General features: G+C 60.7%; 13 protein-coding genes. 8 read left to right on the top strand and 5 right to left on the bottom strand.

The window, feature by feature from the left end:
- Nucleotides 1-32: 32 nt before the first annotated feature.
- The 4 genes from P9L99_07405 to P9L99_07390 all read right to left on the bottom strand — a co-directional run bounded on the left by P9L99_07405 (nucleotide 33) and on the right by P9L99_07390 (nucleotide 6,931).
- On the bottom strand, nucleotides 33-2,132 hold the full coding sequence (locus tag P9L99_07405; GenBank protein MDP8223168.1) for a hypothetical protein: 2,100 nt from the start codon (nucleotides 2,130-2,132) through the stop codon (nucleotides 33-35).
- Nucleotides 2,133-2,206: 74 nt separating this feature from the next.
- Entirely contained in the window at nucleotides 2,207-2,620 is a 414-nt protein-coding gene (gene msrB / locus P9L99_07400) for a peptide-methionine (R)-S-oxide reductase MsrB (protein ID MDP8223167.1), read from the bottom strand.
- Nucleotides 2,621-2,860: 240 nt separating this feature from the next.
- Nucleotides 2,861-4,504, bottom strand: coding sequence for a hypothetical protein (locus P9L99_07395; GenBank protein ID MDP8223166.1), 1,644 nt, complete (start codon nucleotides 4,502-4,504; stop codon nucleotides 2,861-2,863).
- Between the two features lie 426 nt (nucleotides 4,505-4,930).
- Nucleotides 4,931-6,931, bottom strand: a complete 2,001-nt coding sequence (locus tag P9L99_07390; GenBank protein MDP8223165.1) for an ATP-binding cassette domain-containing protein — start codon at nucleotides 6,929-6,931, stop codon at nucleotides 4,931-4,933.
- A 119-nt stretch (nucleotides 6,932-7,050) separates the two neighbouring features.
- On the opposite strand from P9L99_07390, the gene P9L99_07385 reads away from it, so the two are divergent.
- From P9L99_07385 to P9L99_07365, 5 genes are all read left to right on the top strand, one after another.
- Nucleotides 7,051-8,055, top strand: coding sequence for a nitronate monooxygenase (locus P9L99_07385; GenBank protein ID MDP8223164.1), 1,005 nt, complete (start codon nucleotides 7,051-7,053; stop codon nucleotides 8,053-8,055).
- Nucleotides 8,056-8,089: 34 nt separating this feature from the next.
- Nucleotides 8,090-8,836: a lysoplasmalogenase family protein gene (locus tag P9L99_07380; protein MDP8223163.1), complete on the top strand. Its 747-nt coding sequence runs from the start codon at nucleotides 8,090-8,092 to the stop codon at nucleotides 8,834-8,836.
- A complete protein-coding gene (locus P9L99_07375) occupies nucleotides 8,829-9,689 on the top strand; it encodes an SdiA-regulated domain-containing protein (GenBank protein ID MDP8223162.1) in 861 nt (286 codons plus the stop codon). The genes P9L99_07380 and P9L99_07375 overlap by 8 nt, the downstream gene beginning before the upstream one ends.
- A gap of 103 nt (nucleotides 9,690-9,792) precedes the next feature.
- Nucleotides 9,793-11,088 (top strand): 4Fe-4S binding protein, encoded by a 1,296-nt coding sequence (locus P9L99_07370; GenBank protein MDP8223161.1) that lies wholly within the window; start codon nucleotides 9,793-9,795, stop codon nucleotides 11,086-11,088.
- 185 nt (nucleotides 11,089-11,273) lie between these two features.
- Entirely contained in the window at nucleotides 11,274-12,266 is a 993-nt protein-coding gene (locus tag P9L99_07365; protein MDP8223160.1) for an MBL fold metallo-hydrolase, read from the top strand.
- Between the two features lie 22 nt (nucleotides 12,267-12,288).
- Here P9L99_07365 and P9L99_07360 read toward each other — a convergent pair whose 3' ends face one another.
- Nucleotides 12,289-13,518: a glycosyltransferase family 4 protein gene (locus P9L99_07360; protein ID MDP8223159.1), complete on the bottom strand. Its 1,230-nt coding sequence runs from the start codon at nucleotides 13,516-13,518 to the stop codon at nucleotides 12,289-12,291.
- Nucleotides 13,519-13,641: 123 nt separating this feature from the next.
- On the opposite strand from P9L99_07360, the gene P9L99_07355 reads away from it, so the two are divergent.
- From P9L99_07355 to P9L99_07345, 3 genes are read left to right on the top strand one after another with little or no spacing between them, the layout of a single operon-like run.
- Nucleotides 13,642-15,054 (top strand): aminotransferase class III-fold pyridoxal phosphate-dependent enzyme, encoded by a 1,413-nt coding sequence (locus P9L99_07355; GenBank protein MDP8223158.1) that lies wholly within the window; start codon nucleotides 13,642-13,644, stop codon nucleotides 15,052-15,054.
- Entirely contained in the window at nucleotides 15,051-16,304 is a 1,254-nt protein-coding gene (locus P9L99_07350) for an aminotransferase class III-fold pyridoxal phosphate-dependent enzyme (protein ID MDP8223157.1), read from the top strand. Before P9L99_07355 ends, P9L99_07350 begins: the two co-directional genes overlap by 4 nt.
- Nucleotides 16,301-17,512, top strand: a complete 1,212-nt coding sequence (locus tag P9L99_07345) for an alcohol dehydrogenase catalytic domain-containing protein (GenBank protein ID MDP8223156.1) — start codon at nucleotides 16,301-16,303, stop codon at nucleotides 17,510-17,512. The genes P9L99_07350 and P9L99_07345 overlap by 4 nt, the downstream gene beginning before the upstream one ends.
- Nucleotides 17,513-17,515: the final 3 nt, after the last annotated feature.

The raw sequence follows: 17,515 nt of genomic DNA, 5'->3' as shown, positions 1-17,515 counted from the left end.
GTGAAATCACGACCGATAGCTCGTCAAGGCGGCTATTTCCGGCTTTCCTCGGCTTCTTCCGCTTGGGCCGCCAGCCCCGAAGCGTACAACGCCGTGCCGCCGCCCCAATCGGGCGAGAGGTATCCGGCGGGACCTTCGTCGCGACCGGAGTGCGCGTAGTTTTCCAGAATCGCGCCGCGATATTCCGGTCGATACCAACGCATGTTGCCGGGCGCAACGACGCGATTTTCTTCAATCCACATCGTCATGAAACACGCCCGCAGCGCCGCCAAACCGCGCTCGCGCCACTCTGCCTCCCCGGTGGCACGATACCAATCGAGGTACAGCGGCACGAACAAGCCCTGCCGCGCATCGTTGTATTCGGCGTCGGCGTTCATCACCGCAAAACCGCCGTAGGTGTCGGCGCCCAGATGCGGATGATCGAAAACCTGTTGGAAGAGGTTGAGGCGCGCCATCACCCGCCGTCCAAAATCCAGGAAGCGCGACTCGTGCGTGTCCGTCGCCAGGTCAAGCGCCGCCCGCGCCGCCCAGTACATGCTAAGCGTGTTCATGGGCCAGGTACCGGTAAACGGATCGGCGCCGTGCTCGTCCGTGTGCCGCCCCGCGCAGGAGTAACGCAGCTCGTAGTCGAACCATTGATCCGCCGGCATGACTTCGCGATCTAGAAAGTCCACGACCTTGGCCGCGGCGTCGCGGTAGGTTTCTTCTCCCGTCACGCGGGCCAAGCGCGCCCACAACATGGCCGGTGCGGCGCTTGCCGCGCTGCGGGCGAGCGTTGGATCCACGTCCCAACCGCCCGCTTGCGGCGTGACCCACGAGGGAACCGAGCCGTCGTCATGCTGCAATTCCAGAAGCGTGTCGCCGATCTCTCGGCAGCGGGCCAAAATGCGATCCTCTGCGGCGACCGTCTCGTACCACTCGAGCAGATGAAACGCCGTGACGGCATTGTCCGGCAGGTGGAAGCGGTCGACGATTTCAAACGCCCGCGTGCCGCGCATCCAGCGGATTTCCCCCTCCGGAAACAGACACACGCTGGGCATCAAGCCTTGCTCCAACGGCGCTTGCAGCGCGAGTTCGACAATCCGCTGAGCCCGTTCGAGGAACACTTCGCCGTGTCCCCGCCGGGAAACGAGCGCGACGCCCAACGCCGTGCGTACTTGATTGAACCAACATTGGAAGGAAGCCATCGGCAGAACGTCTAGAAATCCGGCGTGCAAAATCGATTTGAGCAACCGGTAACCGGCCGCGTTGGTAAACAGCGTCGTTTGGATAAGGCGCATCAGCCCGACGAGTCGGCCCTGGTTGCGCAAGTACGAATCGACGCCCTTTTTGCCCATCAACTTCGGCGTCCGGCGCGCGGTGATCGTCTGCGTAATCATCGCACCCACCGGCCGCCCGCCGCCATCGAATTCGTGATACATGTCCGGCGCGAACATGCGCTCGAGCGCCGCCGCTTCGTACTCTTCCAACGGCAGCACCAGCGGAAGCGTGCGCTGCGGATCGCCGAACGTTCGCCAAATAAATGAAGCGGATTGCTCGATGTTCATTCCGTCGAGCAGGTAGTGGCCGAAACGAAATTCGTCGCCGACCTCGCACCATTTGCCGTTGCGGGCGCGGCGAAAAAATACGTGCCCCGTGGTCTTCCACCCGCCGACGCCGTGCGCCATCTCGCAAGCGCCGGACGCGCCCTCGCGCAGGAAATCCAGAACCGCCCGGTGCTCTCCCGGCCACGTCGCCAAATCGGGAACCAGCCCCCAGCGCTCACCGTCCTTTTCCGCATGCAGCAGCGGCGAGCGAAAAACCTGGTCGGCAATGACGAAATCGTGGCGCGGCCGCAGATACGGGGCCCACACGTAGTCGGGATCCACCGCGGGCGTCGCGTAACGGATTTCAAGTTGATGCAAACGATGCCGAAGCCGCGGCTGAAACGCGACTTGCACCCGGCGAATCCTCGAGCCCTCGATTTCGGTGACGGTCAACCGAACCGGTCCAACGGGCGTTTCGGCGAGGAAGCCGTCGGCGTCCTTATGCCAAGCGTACCTTCCGTGATCGCGGTTCCAAGACATGTGAAGCGGCAGAAGTTGAAATCGGCCGATAGTCACGGACGCGGAGTGTTGACGGGAATCGGACATGGCGTACCACCTTGCGCTGGGTCGCCAATTTCGTTAGCCGATTTCGCGTCATTACGCAACTTGCCGCGGTCGAGCTACTTCTGCTGGTCGGATTCGGCCGGCGTGAAATCCAGCGAAACGGAGTTGATGCAGTAGCGCTGACCGGTCGGCGCCGGGCCGTCGTCGAACACATGGCCCAGATGACCGCCGCATGCGCCGCATAACACTTCCGTTCGGGCCATTCCCAGCGTCCCATCGCGTTCCAATCGGACGCTGTTTGCGTCAATCGGCTGCCAGTAGCTCGGCCAACCGGTCCCCGAAACGAACTTATGATCGGAGGAAAACAGCGGCGTACCGCATCCGGCACAAACGTAGACACCGGTGTCTTTGTGTTTCCAGAACTCGCCCGAGAAAGCGCGTTCGGTGCCCTTTTTGCGCAGAACCCGGTATTCTTCCGCGCTGAGCAACCCTTTCCATTCGCTATCCGTTTTCTTTGTTTTATCAGTCATTTTGGCACCATTGTTTGAGTTTTCACTTGACGTGTCCGAATCGTCCTCCGCGCCGGCAGAAATCCCGCCTGCCGCCAGGGCGATGAAGGCGAACACGACAAGACCGACAAGCAGGATCCCGAAAGTTTCTCCCCTCGGGAATCGTCGGTGGCCGTAGGGTGTTTTCATGGCGAACTCCTTTCATTAGAAGTCGCCAAACCGGCTGATTTCCTTACAAATCGTTCGGTGGAGGATGGAAGCTCATTCGAAATTGAGGATATCGGAGTGTTCTACCGCAAAGCTCCGCATGGCCTCGCGGCAATTGTCCCCGAGCGTCGGCAAACTGTAGGCGTCTTTGGATCGATACGCCCACGGCCAGGCACCCGCGTACCCCAACGCAAGCGCATCATCCAATACTTCCCGGCACTGCTCTCTGCCGTCAAATTCCCCCACAACTACAGGCAGATCAGTCGTCGGCTTCCCGATTTCAGGCAAGCTGAGGCCTTCATCGATCTGCCCCGTGCCGTTCCATAAGTGAAACTGCGCAATTCCGAGTTTCAGATCCGACCACTGATCAACCCATCGGTGACTGGCGCTGCCGATCGTGAAAACGTGATCGTACCCACCTCGGTCCGAGGGGTATTGGGCGATGATCGCGGCGAAAAACGCGTGCATTTGAGCGAAGGTCACCGCTCCGCCTTCCTTGATTTCGGAAGGCCGCTTGCCGTCTGGAATGACGACATGGTTTTCGTTGTTGCTCAACAGCCAGCAGGGTTCGTTCATGAGTTCCCACGCGATTATCTCTTCGCTTGCACCGAATCGTTCAAACAGGGGTTTTATCGCGTTTTCCATCAGGGATCGCCGCTTCTGAGGATCGATGATCAGATCCGCACGGCCGAACAGTGGATACTCCGCGCCCGTGACGGCATCGTGCTCGATCTTCGTCTCCGCGCCCAAAAGGAAATCGAAAAGGACGGGAACAAGCCGCAAATCGCTGGACGCGGCCACGCGAACGGCTTCATCGAAATCGGCAAGAAATTTGTCATCCAGCCCGACCACATTGCCGTCGCCGTCGAATACCAGACCCGACCGACCGTCCGCGAAAACCCAAAGCCGGAGCGCCTTGGCCCCGAGACCGGCGATGTCCCTTAGCTCGTTTTCCGTGCGCGTTTCGGCGGTATCGAACGTGAATGTGACGGGCTCCATGGCCGGAATCGTCACATTTTCAATATAAAAGTCGCCTTCATAGGAATAGGATGCAGGCGCTTTTTCATTAGTGGAAACCTTGACGCCGACCGCGCGAACTTTCGTGGCGTCGAAATCACCGGTATGGTCGAGCGTGAGGGAAAGTTGCTTGCTCCCACCACCTTCAATGTTCCACCAATCCGATTCGAGCCAGTTCCATTTTTCGTCCTGCAGAAACAAAACCGCGCCGTTGGGCGTTTTGGACAAACCGCCCGCGCTGGGCTGGAAATACACGTTACAGGTAACCGTTTTGCCGGCCAGGTCCAGAAACTCCCCTTTGCCGAGACTCGCCATTTCATCGAACCAAAAGAACGTGAGGGCGTGGGCGAAATTCTCATCCCGTGCCCGGAGCTTCACGTTCACACCCAAACGATTCTGATCCCAGAAAAGCTTCTGACACCCCTGGAAACCCGGCTTGGTTTCGCAACGCCAACCAGAGGGTCCCTGCGATGCCAGCCCTAGGTATCCCCAAGGGGCAATGCCGAACGTCGTACCGTAGGAGTCCCACGGAAGATTGACGGCTTGTATCCATCGGGGGGTATCGTGGGCCGCCTCATCGCCCTCCCGGTTGCCGTCGCTTGTCTTGCAGGCCAAGAGCAACATCAAGAAAACGAGAACTAACGCCCATAAAAACAACTGAACGGAGGTCTTGCGTCGCATGTTTCCCCTCTCGGATTTCCGCAGTACTGCGGTTGGCTCGACGTAGCCGATTTCTCAGAGGTTCCATCTCCTCGCGCCGGGGCTGCGATCTTCTCCGCGCTGAGAACGCCGACCGATGCCGACTGATCGTTTCGCTTCTCCGGGACGCCTAGTCCTATCTCTTTTGCTATTTTATCTACTCTTTAATTTTACCAATTATACCTTTTACAACATTGCGAATCAATGGTTGATTGCCTGGTGCGCAATCGTTAGCTGCCGACAGATGCACACCGATTCCCTAAATGCGAACGTGTTCGGTTTATGCCTGGAACGCCTTATAGAACCGATCCTGCGGGTTGAAAGCGACCATTTAACATGTATTTTGGCATGTTTGTGTGCAAATGGCAGTGATAGCGGATATTATTTTATCATTTCTATAAGTTAGATTTAAACAGTCGGTAGGCGGTCAAGTTTGGCGGATGCTTTGTCCGCGCTTTTGAGTTGGTGTTCCCAACGACCGGTCAGTTCGGTGATCTTTCCTTTTATCTCTTCGTATTCGGCCAGCAGCTTGTTGTATCGGTCGGGATCCTCGTAGGTACCCGGATCGGCCAGTTTGGCCTCCAACTCGGCCTGACGAGCTTCCATTTTGGCGATGCGGTTCTCGAGTTCCGCAGCTTTGTCCTCCGCCTCGCGTTGCAGCCTCTCCAGTCGCGTGCGCTCGCGATTGATCCGCTTGCGCTGTTCGTGACGCTGTTTGTTATCGGGGACCGAGTCCGCGTCGCTGGGCGCAGCCTCTAAACTCGACTTGGCGCGTTCCGCCCTCTCGTTTTCCTTTTCCTCCTGCACACTCAAGTGATAGCGGTAGTCGGCGAGATTCCCCGGGTATACGCGCAATTCACCGTTTTCCAGATCCCACACCTTGTTGGCGATGCGGTTGATGAACGCCTGGTTGTGGCTGACGAACACCAACGTGCCGTCGAAGGTTTCCAAGGTTTCGGCCAGTGCCTCGGTGGACAGCAGATCCAGGTGGTTGGTCGGCTCGTCCATCAACAACACGTTGCCGGGGTTGACCAACAACTGCGCCAGGCTGACGCGGGCCAGTTCGCCGCCGGAGAGCACGCTCACCGATTTATCGACATCGCCTCCCGAAAAAAGGAACGCGCCGCAAATCGTGCGCACGGCCGTTTGGCTGAGCGAGGGGCTCACGCGCCATACTTCGTCGAGCACGGTGCGGCTGCGGTCCAGGCGGTCGAGCCGATGTTGCGCGTAGTAAGAAAGCTTCACGTTGCTGCCGCATTCAACCGTGCCCGCGGTGGGCGTGAGGTCGCCGGCCATGATGCGCAGCAAGGTGGTTTTGCCGGCGCCGTTGTAGCCGATCAGCGCGATGCGGTCGCCACGGGACACGGCGGCATCGAGGCCGTCGTACAACACCAGCTCGCCGAAACGCTGGGTGACATTCTCCACGTGGACGGCGATTTTGCCGATGCGTTCGCTGGGCGGGAAGGAAAATCTCAATTCCTGCCGCCCGTGGTCGACTTCGACAATCTCCATTTTCTCGAGTTGTTTGATGCGGCTTTGCACCTGCCGCGCCTTGCTGGCCTTGGCGCGAAAGCGGCGAATGAAGTGCCGGGCCTGGCGGATTTCCGCATCCTGATTTTTACGCGCCGCCCGGCGCACGTCGATTTCGTGATCGCGAAGCTCGCGGTATCGATTGTAATCTCCGGGATAGCTGCGCAGCCCCTCCACCTCGAAGGACAGAATGCGCTTGACCTGCTTGTTGAGAAACTCGCCGTCGTGGCTGATGAGCATGATGGCGTTGCGAAAGCTGAGCAGAAACTCGTTGAGCCAGTTGACGCTGGGGATGTCCAGGTGGTTGGTCGGCTCGTCGAGCAGCAGCAGGTCGGGCCGCTTGAACAGCAGACCGGCCAGGGCCGCGCGCATTTTCCAGCCGCCGGAAAACTCGCTCAGCGAGCGCCGGAAATCCGCTGTTTTGAAACCGAGGCCCATCAGGATTCGTTCCGCTTCGTACTCGCTGTATTCCGCCTCGAACTGATCCAGATGGACGTGCAGGTCGGCAATGCGCTGCGCCAACTCCATTTGTTCGTCGGCGTCTTCGCTTTCGTGCAGCGCCGCCTCGGAGTCGGTCAGCCGCGTTTCGAGATCCGCCTTGCCCGGCACGGCCTCGAGCACCGATTGCAACAGCGGCGCCCGTCCGACCTCCAGGATGTCCTGCGGCAGATACCCCACCGACACACCCCGCGCGAAATGCAGCCGCCCGCCGTCCAACTCCTGAGCGCCGATGATGATGCGAAACAGCGTCGACTTGCCCGTGCCGTTCGGCCCGACGACCCCGATGCGCTCCCCGGCGCTGACCATGAAACCCGCGGCGTCTAGGATCGGCTTGGGCCCAAAAGCCAAGTGCAGGTTTTCGGCGGTGAAAATACTCATGGGGCGCGTTTTACTTGTTTCCCGCCAAGGATGCAACGCGCCCCTCCCCCAAGCGCGGTCTTTGTGGTTTGACGTCGATCGTGTAGGATGCCGTGCGAATTCAACCAAACGAGGAAACTATGAAAACGCGCATGACCGAACTGTTCGGCATTCAATACCCCATCATGTGCGGCGGGATGCTGTGGATCGCCAAGCCGGAACTGGCCGCCGCGATCAGCAACACCGGCGCGCTGGGGAATCTGACCTCCGGCAACTACGACACCGGCGACGACCTGCGTGCCGCCGTCGACCGCACCCGCGAACTGACCGATAAGCCCTTCATCATCAACATCACGACCATGCCGTCGATTCGGCTGCCGGTCGAGTTGCTGCAGGATTTTTTCCGCGTTTGCTGCGAGAAAAAAGTGGCCGGCATCGAAATCGCCGGCGCCCCGGTCGACACATTCCTGGGCCCCGAGTACCTGCCGATGGCCAAGGAAGCGGGCGTGAAGGTGCTGCACAAGGTCGGCACCGTCAAGCACGCCGCGCACGCGCAGGAGGTCGGCTACGACGCCGTGACTATCGCGGGCTTCGAAGAAGGCGGTTTCCCGCACAAGGATAACGTCTCGACGATCGTCCTGGTGCCCAAAACCGTTGCGGCGGTGGATATCCCCGTGATCGCGGCGGGCGGCATGGTGGACGGTAAGTCGCTGGCGGCCGTTCTGGCCCTGGGCGCCGACGGCATGATGATGGCCACGCGCTTTCTGGCCACCAAAGACAGCGGCATTCACGAGAACATCTACCGGACGCTGCTGGAGAAAAGCGAGCGCGACACGTCGCTGAATCTGCAAACCTTGCTGGCGCCCTTCGGCCTGCAGGTGCGCGCGCTGCGCAACAAGATCATGGAACAGGTCGACGAAATCGAGGCCACGGGCGGTGACTTCTCGCAGCTTTTCCCGCTGATATCCGGCCAACGCGCCAAGCAGGTCTGGGCCGACGGCAACGTGGATGAGGCGATGCTGACCATCGGGCAGTCGGTCGGCCGCATCGACGACATCCCGACCGTCGCCGAGTTGGTGGAGCGAATCGCGCGCGAAACCGAAGAGGCGTTGGACGGCGCTTTAACCCAAACACGCCAGTCGTAGGCAAACGCGTTGAACAACCGACAAGAGTAATCCGGTGCGTACGGTCCCATACTTAACCTTCTTGATGTTTGTGCTGCTGGCGGCCACGACGGCGGCGGGGTTGATGCTGCCGCCTGATTTCCCGGGGCGCCTGCCGACTGTCATGAAATTCTTATTGCTGGCCGAGATGGTGCTGGTCATCGTGATCACGGCGCGCCTGCGCTCTCCACTGCTGGGCCGACCGGCTTGGCGGCGCGCGGGGAACTTCATCCTGGCCGGTCTGCTGCTTTCCTTTCTCGGCGACGTGAACAACCTGCGGCTGATCGATTTGACCTTCATCACCCCGGTGCAAACCCTGCTGTCGGTGCCGTTTTTCATCGCCGCGCACGGGCTGTACATCGCATCCTTCAGACTGTTGGCGAAACACCGAGGCGTCGGTTCCTCGCGATGGCTCCGGCTGACGGCGGTGGCTTGGCCGATTCTTTCGTTGGCGGCGTGGTACTTCATCGTGCCGGCGGAACTGGGCATTGTTGAGAAAATCGTTGCCTTGGGTTACACCTTCGTGGTGGTCGGCATGGGCGTGGCTTCGCTGTGGTTGGTGGCCGCGTGGGGAACGCGGGCGTGGCCGCAAGCGCTGGGCGCGGCGTTATTCATTTTCTCAGACGCGTTAATTGGCGTACACTTACCGGACCCGTCGCCCATCGCCACGAGTATGATTATCTGGATGACTTACGTCAGCGCACAGTTACTCATTGGACGCACGCTGGTATTGGCAAGCAAGGAGGATGAATCGCATGCGTAGACCCCGGCACACGATCGTGTGGTCGCTTAGCTTACTTCTGTTGGCAGCCGTGCTCATGGGCGCGAAAGCCAAGGATAACGAAGAACCTCGGTCGATCATTTTTCGCTACGATTGGCAGAGCAAAATTGTTCGCACCGCGCATTTCACCGAACCGTCGGGCATCGTATACCACCGAGAGCGCGACACGCTTTTTGTAATCGGCGACGAGGGCGACATCGCCGAGTTGACGCGCGAAGGCAAGTTCCTCCAACGCAAGATCCTCGACGCGAGCCGCGACTTGGAAGGCATCACGTACGATCCGGCCACCGGCCTGCTCTACGTCGCGGTGGAGGACCGGGAAGAGATCCTGGAAGTTAAGCCGGACGGCTTCGCCATCACCCGCCAATTCGACGTGGAGAGGAAGTTTGACGGCAAATTGATCCTCCACAAGAACGACAATATGGGATTCGAGTCCATTACCTTCGTGCCCGACGACACTCACCCGGAGGGCGGCTCGTTCTTCTTAGGCAATCAATCGTTCGGCATCAACGACGAAGAGAATCCGTCGGTGATCATCGAAGTGGAATTGCCCTTGAAGAGCAACACCGACCGGCGCGGGACGGTCCCGATCAAGCGCTATTTTTCCATCGGGATTCGCGATCTGTCCGCACTGCATTACGATCGCAAAACCCGCCACTTGCTCGTAGTGAGCGATGCCAGCAACACCTTCTTCGAAGTGAGCACGGCGGGCCAAATCGTCAGCTATTGGGCTTTTCCCGGGGCGGACCAGGAAGGCATCACGTTGGACGACGAGGATTTTATGTACATCGCGCAAGACAGCGGCGGCATACTGAAAATCAAATGGCTTAGGTAGCCCCGCCCGTCCCGCGACACCTCTCGCAATTCAATTTCAGGTTCCCTCGGATTCTCCGAGCGGCTATGATACGGGAACCATCAACACACCAAGGATTGGGAACATGGGGCATGTGACCACAAAAGCAGCGTATCTCGCCCTCCAGGAACGACTCGACAAGATGCCGATCGGCGCGCCGGCCAATCGCTTCTTATTCGAAATTCTTGCCGAACTTTTCAGCGAGGAAGAGGCCCGCGTCGCCGCCGCCGTGCCGATGGGATTGACCTCCGCCAGGCGCATCGCGGCCAACGCCGACATGGACCTGGCGCAAGCCCGCGAAGTGATCGACCGCCTGGTGGAAAAGGGCCTACTGGCCGACCTACCCCGCAGCAACGGTTCGGTCAGCTACTTTCTCAACCCGACGATGGTCGGCTTTTTTGAGTTCACCATGATGCGCGTGCGCACGGATATCGACCAGCAGCGCGTCGGCAAACTTTTCCACGAGTATCTGCGCAACGATCCTGAGCGCGCCTTTTTCAAGGCCGTGGCCGAAGGCGAGACGTTTTTCGCCAGGCCGCTCGTCCACGAAGACGTCCTGGAAGCCGACGTCTATTCCGAAGTGTTGGACTACGAGAAGGCGTCGCAGATCATCGAGGAAGGCGGACAGTGGGCCGAAGCAATGTGTTACTGCCGACACGTCAAAACGCATACGGGCGAAGCGTGCGATTACCCGAGGGACTTCTGCCTCAGTTTCGGCCAGGGCGCCAATTACCTGATACGTCGCGGTTTCGCGCAGGCCGTTTCGAAAGAGCATGCGCTGGAGGTTCTGCACGAAGCGCGTGAACGCGGCATGGTGCAAATGGGCGACAACGTGAAAAACCAGCCGCACTACATGTGCAACTGTTGCCCCTGCTGCTGCGAAATGCTGGCCGGTTTACGGGAATTCCCCGGGCCGACGCCGGTGGTGACGTCCAACTACGTGGCGGTGATCGAAGATGAAAACTGCCTCGGCTGCGGCAAGTGCGCGACCGCCTGCCCGGTTAACGCCATCGAGATGCATGCCGCCAAGCCGACGGCAAGCCGCCCCACGCGGAAGAAAGCCGCCGTCGTCGACGCCGATCGCTGCCTCGGGTGCGGTGTCTGTCGCCGCTCGTGCACGCACGACGCACTTTCGCTGCATCGCATCGGGCAGCGGGTTCATACGCCGGAAAACATGATGGAGAAAATGCTTTTGCAGGCGGTGGAACACGGCAAGCTGCAAAATTTTCTTTTCGCCGACCCCGGCAAGGTGTCTCACCGCATGCTCGGCGCGGTTCTCGGCGCGATTTTGAATTTATCGCCCGCCAAACGGTTGTTGGCCCAAAAGCAGATAAAATCGAAGTTCGTCAACGCCTTGCTCTCCGTGGCGCCGAAGCCGTAGACATTCGCCTCGCGAAGTGGAATACGATTTCGTCCGGTTGCCTGTTGTGGTGTGGACACGAAAGCTCCTGATCGACGGTAACAACTTGATTGCCGCCTTTGTCATCAGCCGGGATTTTGGTTAGGCTAAGTCAGAAATTTGTTACCGAATATTTCGACAGCTCGCACAACTTCGAAGGAATCTCCATGTCCGCACGCATCTCTCCATTGTGGTGGCCCGTAATGGTTCTCGGGTCGCCGATTCTCGTCCCCTTGCTGACAGCCAAGACGGTGACATTCCGCCGTAACGTGAAAAGCTCGCGCATCGCGAACCAAGCGCGACGCTCGGCGATGGTCAAAATGGACATCCCGCCCGTCGACACGTTTCGCTGGACTGTGTTGGTCGAGCAGCGCACACGCCCCGGTTTTCTGGGCGACGCCGCCGTTTCGTATCTGCTGGAAACCGACGCGGGCCGCACCCTGCTTGATGTCGGCTTCGGGGCCACCACCAAGGCGCTCGCGCATAACGCCGCGAAACTCGATTTCACCATCGACCAGATTGACGCCATGGTTCTCTCGCACCTGCATCTGGATCACATGGGAGGGCTCGCGGCCCAGAAAGCGGCGACCGTGCACTGGCCCGAGTCGCTGGGCAAGCCGCGGCCGGACACACCGTGCTTCCTACCCGACGCAGCCAAGGCGCCGGGGTTCTCCTGTGCCGTCATCGAAAAGCCGAGCTTGCTGCCGACGGGACTGGCGACCACGGGGCCGATCGCCCGCGCCATGTTTGTAACCGGCCTCATCCAAGAACAAGCTCTGATCGTCAACCTGCGTGGAAAGGGATTGGTCGTCATTACCGGGTGCGGACACCAAACGGTTCCGGCATTACTCGACGCCGTGCGCCGCATCTCCGATGAACCGATTTATGCCGTCGGCGGTGGTTTGCATTTCCCCCTCGCCGAGGGGCGTTGGCAAGCGGCCGGTATCGACTTCCAGCGCTTGCTCGGCACCGGCAAACCACCGTGGATGAAAATCCAATCCGCCGACATCGACCGGGCTATCACGGCCTTAAATGACGCCAAGCCCGAACGTGTGCTGCTGTCGGCCCACGACACCGATGACGAGGCCATCGCACTTTTCGAGCGCCATCTCGACGCCAATGTCGAAGTGCTGGAGGCGGGCGCACAATACGAATTCTGAACGCACACGGGCGCTTGCTATCTCAGTTCGCGAGCAGTTCCCGCCAGTCGTGCTCGACACGCCCAAACACCGCTTCCCAAGTGAACGCGGCGAGCGTCTCACAGTAGGCCGGATCCGCCGGGTTCGCCGGGGGCTGCTCCAGCGCGTGTTGCATGGCGTCGGCGAGGTTGCTGGTGAACGCGGGCAAATCCCGGTCGAAGGGTTCGTCCACGTTTCGCAAGCGGGGAAGCGGCACGGTCGTCATCCACGGCCGCAGTTCCGATAGGCGCGAGGCGGCGATGCTGGGAAGCTCCGTCGCCACCAATCGGCAACCGCACGCCATCGCTTCTACGAGCACCAGCGGCAATCCTTCATAGAACGACGGAAGCACGCACACGCGCGAGCAACGAAACAGATCGGCCAGATCGTGCTGCGCGAGTTGACCGTGCAGGCGTACGTGACTGCCCAATGCCTCGGCGCGTTGTCGCACTGCTGCAGCCTCCTCCCCAGCTCCCGAACCGGCGATTTCCAACACGACGTCGGGAATTCGCTTCGACAGCAAAGCCACCGCGTCCAGCAACCACGGCACGCCTTTGGCACGGCTGGTCTTACCCGCGTAAGCGACGCGCGGCACGCTGCGATCCACGCCCTCCCGGAAATGGAATGCCTCCTGATGGTAACCCGCGCCGATCACGCTTACGCGCCCGGCGTCAACACCCAACCGCGCGACGAGTTCCTTCGCTTGGCCGTCGTGTGCCACAAGGAAGCGTTCGTTGCGACGGCAGCCTGCGGTGACGCGCGGCGCGAGGTGCGGGCACAACTCCATTTGCCGAAAGCCCGTGGCGTGGCATTGATTGACCACCGGCGTGGTCGGCGCGAGGTCTTTGATGAGCGAACTGACGAGCCACAGGTGGTGGGCGTGAATGACATCGGGTTTGGTTTGGGCGATCACTTCTCGCAGATGCTTTGTCCATGCCTCGATGTAAGCCGTGAGCGTCGCGGTATCCATGCCGGAAAAGCAGGTGCTGCAATACGGCATAACGTCGCTCATGCCAGGCACTGGAAAAGGCAACTCGGGCGTTTCAAAAAGAAGCGGGTGGATGTTCGCTTCCGGCAGATCGCCAACGGCAACGGTGCGCTCTTGGGCCGGTACGCCAACCACGACGTGTTGCCGCCAGCCAAGGGCCGCGGCGTGTCGCACGAAGGCGTCGAGTGTGATACCGCTGCCGGTCTGTTGTGGGCGTTGCGACAGCACATGCAGAACCGTGGTCATGAGTCCTCCCTGTAGTCGCCACATTATCCAGATGCGGTGTCGCAATGCCAAGACCTGGTTGGCACGCCGCGCCCCGACTTGCTAAAGTGCCGGCCGGAACCCGCATTTGTGTTGGAGGACTGCATGAGCGACCCATCGAAGGGGAAGACTCTTCTTTCGCCGAAAGAGAAGAAGGATATCGAGCGCCGTTTCGGTACCTTCGTCAACGCCGGTCAGGTCAAGTATCTCAAGGCCGGTCACCTCGACGTCATCGAGGCGCGGCGGGAAGGCGTTGGCTTTACCGACGCGGTCGACGGCCGCGAGTTCTACGACTGCTTCACCTCCGCGGGCAGTTTCAACGTCGGGCGTCACAACGAAACGATCATGCGCGCCCTGGAAGAAGGCCTGCAAACTCTCGACATCGGCACGCACGATCTGGTCTCGCCTCAGAAGGCGGCGTTTGCCAAGAAGTTGGTGGCGATTTCGCCCGGCGATCTCTCCCGCGTGCTGTTTGCCTCGGGAGGCGGCGACGCGGTGGACTGCGCCATCAAACTGGCGCGCGGCGCGACGGGCCGGTCGCGGATCATCTCCACTATCAAGGCCTATCACGGGCACACCGGGTTCGCGCTGGCGGGCAACGGCAAGGAACATTACCGCCACTATTGCGAGCCGCTCATTCCCGCCTTCGACTTTGTTCCGTTCAACGATTTCGCCGCGTTGGAGCGGGCCGTCACGACGGACACGGCGGCCATTATCCTCGAACCCATCCAAGGCGAGGCGGGGGTTTTCGCGGCCGACGACGAGTATCTTCGCCGCATTCGCACGCTGTGCGACGAGCGCGGCGTACTGCTCATTTTCGACGAAATCCAAACCGGCTTCGGTCGAACCGGGAAGCTGTTCGCTTGCGAGCATTCGGGCGTCGTCCCCGACGTGATGACGGTCGCCAAATCGATCGGTGGCGGGCTCTACGCCAACGGGGCGGTGATCTACCGGCCCCTGCACTCCCTGGTCGATTACGTGGAGAAGCATCCGGATTTTCATCCGTCGACAACCGGCGGGTCGAATCTGGGCTGCCACGTGTCGCTCGCGGTGATCAACTTCATCCTCGATCACAGCCTGTGGGAAAACGCGGCGGCGCGCGGCGAGCAACTTCGCACGGCGTTGGAAGAGTTGCGCCGCGACAACCCGAAGATCATCAAGGAGGTGCGCGGTCGCGGGCTGATGATCGGCATCGAATACCTGCACGAATTCATGGGACCGATGATGTCCGACGCCCTGGCGCAAAACGGGGTGTTTGCCGCCTACTCCGGCAATGCGCCGCAGGTGATGCGTTTCATGGTGCCGATCGTCATCTCGGAAAAGGAGATGGCAAGCGTCATCGACCGCATCGGCGCAGCGGTGGCGACCATGAAGAAATTGCTGCCCCTGGCGCTGCCGGCGGCGAAAATTCCGCCGGTTCTGCGTCTGCTCAACAGCGAGAAGGTCCAAACCGTGTTGTTTGGCTGGGTGCGCCGCGCCGAAGACGCCTGGCACGCCGTGAAAGGAGGCGGCCGATGAGTACCCGGAAGAACGAGACGGCCGCCCTGGCGGATTTTCGCAAATACGTTTCGGCGGCGCAGGTCAGGCAGCTCAAAAAGCTCGGTCACGATTTTGTCGAGACCGCCGCCGAGGGCGCCTTTTTGACCGACGATCGCGGCCGTCGCTATCTGGATTGTTACACCAACGCCGGCATCCACAATTTGGGACGCCGCCCGGCCGCCGTCGCCGCGGCGCTGCGTGAGGGATTGCGCGTCACCGACCAGGGCAATTTCCCCATGATCAGTCGGGAAAAGGCGTTACTGGCCGAGAAGCTGGCCCACTTCGTGCCGGGTCCGGCGGAGTGCACGGTGTTCGGCGTGGTGCGCGGCGAAGCCTTCGACTGCGCGGCCAAGTTGGCGCGGGGCCACACCGGCCAGCGTGATCTAGTCGCGCCGCGTGGTTCGTGGTTTGGGCAGACCGGCTTCGCTCTGTCGTTGTCGGCGCATCCCTATCGCGACGACTACGCACCCCTGGTGCCCGGCTCGCGGATTGTCGACTTCACGGATGCCGAAGCGGTGCGCAGCTCTATCACGGCCGACACCGCCGCCGTGTTCATCGAACCCTTCCAGACCGAAAATCATTGCGCCACCTTCACGCCGAAAATCTGGCGCGCGCTCTGGCAGCGCTGCGGTGAAAACGGAACGCTGTTGGTGGTCGACGAGACCCAGTGTGGTTTCGGACGCACGGGACGGCGCTTCGGGTACGAGCATTTCGACGTGCAACCCGACACAGTGATCCTCGGCGAGGCGCTGGGTGCGGGCGTCTTCCCGATTTGCGGCACGATCTTTTCGCCCGCGCTCAACACCTTCATGAACGACCACCCGCTGATCCACCTTTCCACCTTCGGCGGCTCCGACCTGGGGTGCACGGTGGCTTCCGCGGCGCTGGACGCCTACGAACAGTCCCGCCCCTGGGAGAATGCCGCGCGGCGGGGTGCCGAAATCCGCACCGGGCTGCACGACCTGATCGATCCCAAAGGAAAGGCGCTTCTGTCGATGGCCGGTGAGGGGCTGCTGCTTTCGCTCGCGTTTTCGAGCCCGACCAAAGCGACGTCGATGTGCCGGGCGTTGGCCGGGGCGGGAGTTTTCGCCAAGCCGGGCTGCGTCGCGCAAAACACCGTGTTGCTGCGACCGCCGCTGACGATCGACGAGGAAGATGTCGCGCTGCTGGTAACGGCGATTCAAAAGGCCGTAAAAAGCCTGTCGACGACGCGGAGAAGCAAGAAATGAAAGCGCTCTATTTCGATAACAGCCTGCCGAAAATAGCGGTGCTCAAGGCGTTGTCGCTCGTGGACAAGTTCGCCGCGCTGGGCCGCTTCTCCCCGGTGCAATACGCCGAAGTGCCCGAGCCGTCGTTGCCCAACGAACGCTGGCTGAAGGTGCGCAACCTCGCGTGCGGTCTGTGCGGCACGGATATGCATCTCATCTTCATGGACATGGACCCGAAGACCTTCTACGCCGCGGTGCCGGGTATCGAACGCAAGTTCCTCGGGCACGAGTTGGTCGCCGAAGTCGTGGAAGTCGGCCGCGACGCGGGCGATTGGCAACTCGGTGAACGCGTGGCCATGCGCATCGATTGGCCCAGTTGCTACCAGTTGGAAATCGACCCGCCCTGCCCGCAATGCGCGGCGGGGTCGTACATGCTGTGCGAAAACGTCGGCCGCAAGCCACTGCCCCTGCGCGACATGGGCGGCGGTTTTTCGCCCTACATGGTGATGCACCGCACCCAGCCGTTTCGTCTGCCGAAGGATTTGCCCACCGAACGCGCGGTGCTGGTCGAGCCGACCGCCAGCGCGATGCACGGCGTCCTCAAGGCCGACGTGAAACCCGGAGATCGCGTGCTGGTGATCGGCGCGGGTACGATCGGGCTGCTCGCCGTGGCCATCACCGCCGCCTTGCATCCGGAGGCGGAGGTCAGTTGCCTGGCGCGTTACCCCTTCCAGGCCGAAGCCGCGAAAACCTGCGGCGCGGGGCACGTGTTGGTCGAGGACTCTTCCGTGTACCAATCGGTGGCCGATAAAACCGGCGCTCGCTACATCAAAGGTCCTTTCGGCAATGAAATTTTGCTGGGCGGATACGACGTCATCTACGACACGGTCGGCAACGACAACACCCTGCACAACGCTCTGCGCTGGACGAAAGCCGGCGGGCAATTGGTTCTCCTGGGCATCAATTTCAAGCCGGGCAAGATCGATTACTCGCCCATCTGGTCGCAGGAGATCAGGGTTACCGGCATCAACTGCCACGGCACCGAGGCCGACGGGGTCAATTCCTTTGAGAAAGCCGCACAGTTGTTGACCGATCCGTCATTCGCCGTCGATCATCTGGTGACGCACCGCTTCACCATGGACCAATACAAAGACGCCATCCATACGTTCCTGAACAAGCGCGCCGAAAAGGCGATCAAGATCGTGCTGGAACACCCGCAGACAGCTTGACAC

Origin of the sequence: Candidatus Lernaella stagnicola (genome assembly GCA_030765525.1) — a bacterium.
GTDB classification, from domain to species: Bacteria; Lernaellota; Lernaellaia; order Lernaellales; family Lernaellaceae; genus Lernaella; species Lernaella stagnicola.
The sequence above is the reverse complement of the archived record's forward strand: the minus strand, read 5'-3'. Positions and strand labels throughout refer to the sequence as shown.

What these genes read in the sequence shown, in the direction of transcription:
- P9L99_07405 (MDP8223168.1), bottom strand. Translation starts at nt 2,132, where the DNA reads ATGTCCGATTCCCGTCAACACTCCGCGTCCGTGACTATCGGCCGATTT.
- msrB (MDP8223167.1), bottom strand. Translation starts at nt 2,620, where the DNA reads ATGACTGATAAAACAAAGAAAACGGATAGCGAATGGAAAGGGTTGCTC.
- P9L99_07395 (MDP8223166.1), bottom strand. Translation starts at nt 4,504, where the DNA reads ATGCGACGCAAGACCTCCGTTCAGTTGTTTTTATGGGCGTTAGTTCTC.
- P9L99_07390 (MDP8223165.1), bottom strand. Translation starts at nt 6,931, where the DNA reads ATGAGTATTTTCACCGCCGAAAACCTGCACTTGGCTTTTGGGCCCAAG.
- P9L99_07385 (MDP8223164.1), top strand. Translation starts at nt 7,051, where the DNA reads ATGAAAACGCGCATGACCGAACTGTTCGGCATTCAATACCCCATCATG.
- P9L99_07375 (MDP8223162.1), top strand. Translation starts at nt 8,829, where the DNA reads ATGCGTAGACCCCGGCACACGATCGTGTGGTCGCTTAGCTTACTTCTG.
- P9L99_07370 (MDP8223161.1), top strand. Translation starts at nt 9,793, where the DNA reads ATGGGGCATGTGACCACAAAAGCAGCGTATCTCGCCCTCCAGGAACGA.
- P9L99_07365 (MDP8223160.1), top strand. Translation starts at nt 11,274, where the DNA reads ATGTCCGCACGCATCTCTCCATTGTGGTGGCCCGTAATGGTTCTCGGG.
- P9L99_07360 (MDP8223159.1), bottom strand. Translation starts at nt 13,518, where the DNA reads ATGACCACGGTTCTGCATGTGCTGTCGCAACGCCCACAACAGACCGGC.
- P9L99_07355 (MDP8223158.1), top strand. Translation starts at nt 13,642, where the DNA reads ATGAGCGACCCATCGAAGGGGAAGACTCTTCTTTCGCCGAAAGAGAAG.
- P9L99_07350 (MDP8223157.1), top strand. Translation starts at nt 15,051, where the DNA reads ATGAGTACCCGGAAGAACGAGACGGCCGCCCTGGCGGATTTTCGCAAA.
- P9L99_07345 (MDP8223156.1), top strand. Translation starts at nt 16,301, where the DNA reads ATGAAAGCGCTCTATTTCGATAACAGCCTGCCGAAAATAGCGGTGCTC.